An 8771-nucleotide genomic window follows, 5' to 3' on the forward strand; every position below is an offset into this window, starting at 1 on the left:
GCTAAAGAACCCGGGCCGGGCGGCATCCGCCTCAAGCCGGTCTCTCTGGATCTCAACTACACCGAGGCCTTCCAACGGCCCTCCCCCGACGCCTACGAACGACTCCTGATGGACGTCGTGCAGGGAACCCCGACCCTGTTCATGCGCCGCGACGAAGTCGAAGCGGCCTGGGCCTGGGTCGAACCGATCCTGGTCGGCTGGGCCAATTCTGAGCGCGGCCCCCGCCGGTATCCGGCTGGCACCAGCGGTCCCACCGATGCGACCACTCTCATCGAGCGCGATAGCCGCACCTGGCATGAAGGAGTCACACCGTGAACACCATCCACCCGGTCCTGGCGGCCGTGACCGATCGCATCACCGAACGCAGCAGCGCACCCCGCGCCGCGTACCTGCGCCAGATTCGCGAAGCGGGAGACCGCGGCCCTGCCCGCGGCCGACTGGCCTGCGCAAACCTGGCGCACGGATTCGCCGCCTCAGGCAAGACCGACAAGAAGGCGCTGCGCGGCATGATCAAGCCGAACATCGCGATCGTGTCGTCCTACAACGACATGCTCTCGGCCCACAAGCCGTTCGAAGCCTTTCCCGCCCAGCTCAAGCAGGCGGTGCTGGAGGCAGGCGGTATCGCCCAGTTCGCCGGCGGTGTGCCCGCGATGTGCGACGGGATCACTCAGGGTCGCGACGGCATGCAACTCTCGCTGTTCAGCCGCGACGTGATCGCGATGTCCACGGCCATCGCACTGTCCCACGACATGTTCGATGCCACGCTGATGCTGGGGGTGTGCGACAAGATCGTGCCCGGAATGCTCATCGGCGCTTTGGCTTTCGGTCACCTGCCGACGGTGTTCGTCCCGGCCGGCCCGATGACCTCCGGCTTGCCCAACGGCGAGAAGGCAAGGGTCCGGCAACTTTACGCCGAGAACAAGGTCGGCCGCGAAGAACTACTCGACGCCGAGGCCGCGTCGTATCACGGCAGCGGAACCTGCACCTTCTTCGGCACCGCCAACTCCAATCAGCTCCTGATGGAAGTGATGGGCCTGCACCTGCCGGGGTCGAGCTTCGTCAACCCCGGCACACCGCTGCGCAGCGCGCTCACGACCGAAGCCGGCCGCCAGATCACCGGGATCACCGCACTGGGCGACGACTACACCCCGGTCGGCGAGATGATCGACGAACGGGCGATCGTCAACGGCTGTGCCGCGCTGCTGGCAACCGGCGGCTCCACCAACCACACCATGCACCTGGTCGCCATCGCCCAGGCCGCAGGAATCACGTTGACCTGGAACGACATTTCCGAACTGTCGTCGGTCATTCCGCTGCTGGCCCGGATCTATCCGAACGGCAGCGCGGACGTGAACCACTTCCACGCCGCGGGTGGGCTCGGCTTCACCATCGCCACCCTGCTGGACGCCGGCCTTTTGCACGAGGACGTGCAGACCGTGGTCGGTCCGGGATTGCGCCGCTACACACAGGAACCCAAACTCGACGGGAACGGTGTCATCTGGTTGGACGGCACCACGATGAGCCACGACACCTCGGTGTTGCGCGGTGTGGAGGAGCCCTTCGACAGCGACGGCGGCCTGAAAACCCTTGCCGGCAACCTCGGTTCGTGTGTGATCAAAACCTCAGCGGTCAAACCGGAGCATCGCACGATCACCGCGCCCGCGGTGGTCTTCGATGACCAGGCCGACTTCCTCGCCTCCTTCGACGCGGGCGAGTTGGATGGCGATCTGGTCGCGGTTCTGCGCTATCAGGGACCCCGCGCGATCGGCATGCCCGAATTGCACAAGCTCACCCCGGCACTGGGTGTGCTGCAGGACCGCGGTCACAGGGTCGCGTTGGTGACCGACGGCAGAATGTCGGGCGCCTCCGGAAAAGTCCCGGCCGCAATTCATCTCACCCCGGAAGCCGCCACGGGCGGTCCGTTGGCGCGGGTTACCACCGGTGACACCATCACCGTTGACGCAGTCGCCGGAACGCTGACGCTGCACGTCCCGGACGACGAGTTCGCCGCGCGCACACCGACCGGGCGCGCACCGAACGCCGGCGAATCGATGGGCACCGGACGTGAATTGTTCGCCAGCATGCGCGCCGCCGTCGGTCCCGCCGACCAGGGCGCCAGCGTTTTTCCCGCTTACGTCGCGTGATAGCCGAGGAGAGATCAATGACCGAATCACTGCTCACCCGTGTCCCCGTCATTCCCGTCGTGGTGGTCGATGACCTCAACCAGGCGGTTCCGATTGCCCGCGCGTTGGTGGCCGGCGGACTGCCGGTCATCGAGCTGACGCTGCGGACGCCGGTGGCGCTGGGCGCCATCGAGCGGATCGCCGGTGAGGTCCCCGAGATCTTCCTCGGGGCGGGCACCATCGTCGACCCCAGCCAGGCGAAGCAGGCGGCTTCAGCGGGCGCGCAATTCCTGGTCTCGCCCGGCAGCACGCGGACCCTGCTCGATGCCATGTCCGACACCGGGCTTCCGCACCTGCCCGGTGTAGCGACGGTGTCAGAGATCCTGACCGCACTCGAGGCCGGATACACCGAGCTGAAGTTCTTTCCGGCCGAGGCCGCCGGCGGCGCGAACTACCTGAAATCGGTCAGCTCACCGATCCCAGCGGCGCGGTTCTGCCCGACCGGCGGCATCTCCACCGCCAACGCCGCCAACTATCTGGCCCTGCCGAATGTGGGCTGTGTCGGAGGGTCTTGGATCACCCCTGTCGAAGTTGTCGCAGAACGGGACTGGGCACGTATCACCGAACTGGCCGCTGCGGCGTCGACTCTCTGACTCGCCGGAACTCCCCGTCGACGCCGGCGACGGCCCGGCGTGGCGTCCAGACCCGATCTCGCGGAAGCCCCAGCCCGTTTACCAGGTCGACCGGAGACTTCGACACAGCGCAGTTCGAGGTCGTCTCGTGTGAGGTCGCACAGTTGGGTGATGCCGCGGCAGTTCACCCATTGCGCGAACGTCAGCCAGTCATACATCACGGTGGTTCGAATTGTGCTGGCGCTGAACCCACTCAACTCGGCTGCTGCCGGGCCGATCCATTGTCACTTCGGGGGCGGCTGTGTTGATGAGCAGCCATGCTGCGCGGCGAAATGACTCTCGCTAGGTTTCCGGGAATCTATCCCAGTCAGGATTCCAGACTTGACAGCTGCCGGCGACCCAAGCGGGGTCAGCGGCCATCACGGCGCACCATAGTCCGCAACCTGGTCGGCCAACCACCGCCTCGGCACCACACAGTCGGCATCGGTGGAGGCCAGCCAGATCGTCGGGTCAGCGACCGAAGCGGCCGCGAACCTGCCGCCCGAGCAGCTCCCACGTTGCGGAAGGAAACCCGCAGGACCCAGACCCGTTCACCGGCGACAGTCTCCGAGTCATCGGTACAGGCATCCAGTACCACCAACACCGTCACCGGGAGCTCCACCGCATCCGCGGCCGCAGCAACGCTGGCCAGACACGCCGGCAACCGGTCGGCTTCGTCGTGCGCTGGAATGACGACCACGATCTTGCGCAACACGGGTGCCGCCCGGGCCGACTGGCGACCGAAAAGATGCTCACCGACGTCCATGGGCTCCTCTCCACGGCCCGGCCATCACACCGTGGCTGGGCGCCCGCAGAACGAAATATCCATCACCGACCTCGTCAAAACCCAACTGCAAAAGGCGAGATGAACGGCAGCATGCGGCGCAGCGTGCACGTTCGATTTCCGGTCGGCGCCGCGGGCGAGGTCGCCGCGATCTGCAGGTACGAGGAGGTGCTCCGCAGAGTCTGCCAGCCATTTCCGACAGAATGGCAACCCCACCCGGGGCATTTCGCCCCGGCGGCGACTGAGCCTAGAACTGAACGCCGCGACTCGCCGGATGAAACATTGCGATCCGCGGTCGCATGAACGCCGACGATCCGGGTACCTCCCCAACCATGACCATTCGCACCGACAGCAGAACACGAACACTGGCAACGTCGCTCGGCGTGGCGAGCCTCACCCTCGGTTTGTCCGAACTGCTCGCCCCCCGGGGCGTCGCCCGGCTGGCAGGCATCGAGCCCACCGAACGATCCCAGCTTGGCATCCGGCTGCTGGGATTGCGTGAATGCGGGCACGGGGCGGCCATCCTGCTCGGTTCGCCACGACTGGTGTGGACCAGGGTCGCCGGTGACGCGCTAGACGTCGCACTTCTCGCCAAGGCTTTGACGGACTCCGGCGCCGACCGCAGACGCGGCGCGGTGGCAATAGGCGCCTTGGCCGTCATCGGCGCCGTTGACGTGTGGGCCGCAAAGCAGGAACTGAGTTCCTCCCCGTGACCATGGGTGTCGTCCGCCTTCTGCTTCGGACGCACCTCGGTCGGTAATGCATCCAGCCGACCGCCTCGCACAACGGGAGAGTTGCGTCGCGGCTCGCTGCGATTCATCGGAGGGGCGGCGGCGCCTCCCGACCCGCCTCAGTCGCCTTGGGAAGCGCGGGTCGCTCCCAGGAGCAAATCACCAAACTCGGCTTCCATCTGATAGCAATCAATCCAGGCCCGAACGTCAGCCGCGGCCCGTTGAGTTAGCGTCTTACTTTGTGCGCCAGCATCGGTCAGGACACCGCGAATCGTGATTGAGTAGTCGCCGTTCACTTCGTCGATCGCCGCGATGATGCCCGGGTCCTACGAGAGCGTCTACAACGCGTCCACGTCCCTCATCCAGTCGTTCGCCGAGGCTTTGCGCGACGAGTTGCGCGGTGCACGCTTATGGGTATGACCGACCCACGCCATCGATGTGTCCGAGCCGTGGAGCCAACGCCGGCGGTATAGCGAAGGAGACGGGGTCAACGCGATCGTCGTGTCGGTCAGGTGACGACTCGGAAGTGGTGCATCTTCGGATCGCTCGGATCCGGCAGTGTCATGCCGGCATCGGCTCCCGACCGCAGATAGGCGATCACGGCGTCGTTCAGTTCCTCTCCCGGTACGACGGCGGGAACGCCCGGCGGGTACGGCGTGATCTGCTCGGCGGAAACCCGGCCCGCTGCCTGCTCGGCAGGAACCATCTCGGTGGCACCGAAGAAGGCGTCGCGGGGAAGTATGACGGTGTCCAACTCGAGCTCGCCGGGGGACGGCAGCTCGATCCGGGGCGGCCTCTCGAACTCGCGAGCGGCCTGACGCCAATCGTTCAGCGCGGTGATCAGTCGCTCCACCGTGTGGTCGTCATCGGCGAACGAGATCGTCGCCACCATCCGGCGGTGGTCGCTGACGTGCAGGTCGAGCTGGCGGTGCTCACGGATCCAGTCCACCCCCTGGTAGCCGGACGTACCGGTGGTTTCGATGTCCATGACGATCTGCAGGCGATCAAGGTCATGAGAGGCTTGCTCTCCCAACAGTTCTCGGTCGAGCACCTCGACGTCCGGGATTTCCTCGATGCGTTCTCGGACATCGTGTGTACGTGTCAGTGCGGCATCCAACAGGTCGTGGCCTCGCTCGACCATCTGTCGACGCCACGCGTCCAGTGCGGCGTAGACCATCACGTTGGGGCTCGTGGTCATCAGCAGATCGGCGCACTTGGACAGTCGGTCGGCGTCCACCAGGTCTCCTTGAAGGTGAAACACCGAGGACTGTTCGAACGCCGCTCCCATCTTGTGCACGCTGACCACACATACATCGGCGCCGGCGTCCATCGCCCACGTTGGAAGATCCTCGTGGAAGGGCAGATGGGCGCCCCCCGCCTCGTCGACGATCAGCGGCTTTCCGCGTTGATGACAGATGTCGGCGATGGTCGCCAGATCCGCGCATTCGCAAGCGCCTAGAGCAAGCACTTCACTTCGAAACTGTGATCGTGTCGTAGAAGCTGCCGAGCGCGAGCGGCTGCACCATCGAACGGCACCACGTACCGCCCCGGTGAGCGTTGATTCGTCCACCTCGAGGTCGGCGACTTCGATCAGCCGCGCGTCGGCTGGTATCACCTCGCCGGGACGAACCTCGATCATGTCGCCTTGGCGCAGCCGGGCGGCTTCGACATCGACATAGCGGGACCCGTTGCCCCCGGGCGCGCACCTTCCGCGCGGACGGCGCCTGTACCGCCAACAAGCGCCGCAACAGCCGTTCTGCTCGTACCTGCTGCGTGGCCGCCAGTGCCGAGTTGAACGCCAGCACCGACCCCACAAGCACGGCGTCGGCGGGTGACCCCAGCACCGCACTGGCCGCCGAGCCAGTGGCCAGAACCGGGGTCAGCGGGTCAGAGAGCTCTTCTCGCAGCGTGGCGACGAACTCACTCACTGCTTGTCGCGCTGACGACACCGTGCGGCCGGCGGAAGAATCTTGACGGCCGATTCTCTGCGGCGGGCCGTGCTCCTCGTTGGTCGGCAGGAACCGCCGCACCTGCTCGGCCGACATCGCATGCCATTCGTGGGTGGCCTCTGGTATCGGCGCTTTAGCTCGAATTACCTTGCGCGCCAACGAGTAACCGGTCCACAGGCCGACTGCTGCACCCGCGGTCACCGGTCCAGGTCCGCGACCGCGCACGCCCGGCACCATCAGAAGCGCGCCGAGCAGCGACGCCGCCATCGACAGGTCAACCCCGCGTTGACTCGCCTTAGCTGCCGCCGGCAGAGCGTGCAGTAGCCGCCTGGCGCCGGCGAGGTCGTCGACGAACAGGTCGGCGCACCAAGGCAGCTTTTCATCGTCGTCAGCGCTCACTCCGACGCCGACGTCCGCGGCGGAGAGGGCCTGTCCGGCAGCAGCGGTTCCTACGACCAAAACCATTCGCCCGTCACGCTGTAACGCGATCACTGCGTCGGCGAGGGCGGTGTCGACCGAACCACTCATCGGCGCCAGGTCGTCGAACGTCGAGCGCAGGTTGTCGAGCTCGTCCAAGTCGACGGACATCACCGCAGCACCAGAGCGGCGCGCCTCGGCTATGACTGCCGACGCGAGTGGATGGTGTACCGGGCGCACCAGCGCCTGTAGGCCGGATCGGCCGTTGCCGTTGGTCGACCATGAGCCCGTGACCCTGTTCCACCCGCTGTGTAGGGCGCCCACCTCGAGTTGAGCGTGGGCCCACTGCCATATCGCGGCACGGTCCTGGTCCAAGGCGCCGAGGATTCTGCTGACCCCGCAGCCCGTCCAGAGACAACGCGCGGGGGTCGATGAGCACCGCGTCGACACGGTCGAGGCGGCGTAGCGCCTCGGCCTGCAGTGGCAGGGCGCCGTGGTTTTCGGAGAGTCCGCGTGCCAGCGTGCTTGCAAAGGCTTCCCGCGCGATCCGCGCCGCTTTGGGCGCGGCCACCACCGCAGCGGTGGCCGCGAAGTTGGGATTGCCGGTGAGCGCCCCTAGTCCCGCGACGCCGACGGCCTGCACCAGCGCGCTGCGGTCACCGTGTTTCTCCACCGGCCCGGGCGGAAGTGGGCAGGGTGCGGCGCGATGAACGAGTCGTCAGATCCCGCGTGCACCGCTAACGACGGTTCGCATTCAGTCCAAACTCGTTGCTCTGCTCGCGACTCGGCCGCTTTGGCAAGGTGCAGCAGCATGTCGACGGCCAATGACGTCCACGCCTGTGCGGCCGTGTAGACCGAGGCGGTGGCGACCGCCAGTGCCGTGTCAGTGGCCGTTGTGCCGAAAAGACCAAGTCGCAAAGTTCACCGACGAGCGTGTCGGCATCCGACAGCGACACCACGACGCGCGAAAGCGGGTAGTTCAGTTCGGCCGATGCCACATCGGGCTGCGCTCGCAGGGCGGAAAGCACTCGTTCAGCGAGTAGTGGGCCGTGTGTCGGGTCGTGCAGACCACGCACTGCACCTCTATCCAGGCCCGGCCGTGGCCACGCCAGCATCGCCGAGCCCGCGGTCCCCCGACGAGTTCGACCGCGACCCGAGCCGGCGATTGAATCTCGGCAAGGCCCCGACACCAGCGCCGTCACGCCGCGCACCGGCATCGTCGCGAGCGCAAACCCAGTGCTGGCGGCTTCCGCGGCGGCATGAAGCGGCATCGGCGCCGACCGCCGCAGCAGTTGAGTCAAATCCATCCGTCAGCGCCGCCCAGCAGCTGGGTCAGGAGGTGCGGGTCGTTGATCGACGGCGACCGTTACTGGCCTTGTGTGGCGGGGTCTTTCGCGCCGACGCAGTCGACTTCCGCGGGGCCGACTTCCGTGCGGTCGACTTTTTGGGTGCCCCGGTGCCCGTGGTCTCCGACCTCAGCGATGTGGCCGGCTTGAGGACTGGCTGGCCTTCGGACCGCTTGCTCAATTGGTGGACCACAAGTCCGGTGCCGCCGACGGCCAGCAGAAGCGGCCATTCAACCAGGCCGGCAGCTCCGACCACCCCGAGGGTTAACGCTGCCGCCGGAGTCGAATGGCTGCCGTTGGCGACGCCGTTGCGGATTCCGGACACGGCGCCTTGGAGGCCACCGATCGCACCGTTGATTGCCGCGCCGCCGACGGCGCCCGCCGCAGAAGTCGTCGCATTGGCTGTCCGGGTTACACGCGCGCGGTACCTCGAACGATGTCCATCATGCACTTCCTGCCATCACGGTTCACCAGCCGTATCCCGGCTGGCAATCAATCAGGCTACCCGGGTACTAACAGTATTAACCTGCGGAATTTCGGTTGCGCGAGGATTCCGGACTGCCGCTGCGCGGCGAGATTAGGTGATTACACCCGGATTGTCGCCGTCATCGGGTCCCGCGGCGGGGTGCCGCTCGTCGTGGGGCCCCCGACGGCGCGCGCCGTCGCGCGGCTTTCGGTGCCACGTCGACCACTTTTGTATCGGACCCCTGCTGATCTTTGAGTTCGATGACTCCCTCGGCGTCGCTCCCG

The 8771-nt window shown here is 66.5% G+C and carries 3 protein-coding genes and 3 pseudogenes; 5 read left to right on the forward strand and 1 reads right to left on the reverse strand.

Annotated features, from left to right (window positions below; translation table 11 throughout):
- From QOI01_RS04390 to QOI01_RS04410, 5 genes and pseudogenes are all read left to right on the forward strand, one after another.
- Positions 1-315 (forward strand): annotated as a pseudogene (locus QOI01_RS04390) (glucose-6-phosphate dehydrogenase); the annotation flags it as partial.
- A complete protein-coding gene (edd, locus tag QOI01_RS04395; RefSeq protein WP_526378955.1) occupies positions 312-2144 on the forward strand; it encodes a phosphogluconate dehydratase in 1833 nt (610 codons plus the stop codon). The pseudogene QOI01_RS04390 and the gene edd, both read left to right, overlap by 4 nt.
- A gap of 17 nt (positions 2145-2161) precedes the next feature.
- Positions 2162-2776, forward strand: a complete 615-nt coding sequence (locus QOI01_RS04400) for a bifunctional 4-hydroxy-2-oxoglutarate aldolase/2-dehydro-3-deoxy-phosphogluconate aldolase (RefSeq protein ID WP_526378957.1) — start codon at positions 2162-2164, stop codon at positions 2774-2776.
- A gap of 1134 nt (positions 2777-3910) precedes the next feature.
- Entirely contained in the window at positions 3911-4291 is a 381-nt protein-coding gene (locus QOI01_RS04405) for a malate dehydrogenase (protein ID WP_526378959.1), read from the forward strand.
- 309 nt (positions 4292-4600) lie between these two features.
- Positions 4601-4708 (forward strand): annotated as a pseudogene (locus tag QOI01_RS04410) (SDR family NAD(P)-dependent oxidoreductase); the annotation flags it as partial.
- 109 nt (positions 4709-4817) lie between these two features.
- Here QOI01_RS04410 and QOI01_RS04415 read toward each other — a convergent pair.
- Positions 4818-5753 (reverse strand): annotated as a pseudogene (locus QOI01_RS04415) (aminotransferase class I/II-fold pyridoxal phosphate-dependent enzyme); the annotation flags it as partial.
- Positions 5754-8771 lie beyond the last annotated feature (3018 nt).

It is taken from the genome of Mycobacterium sp., from assembly GCF_032162605.1.
Taxonomy (GTDB): Bacteria; Actinomycetota; Actinomycetes; order Mycobacteriales; family Mycobacteriaceae; genus Mycobacterium.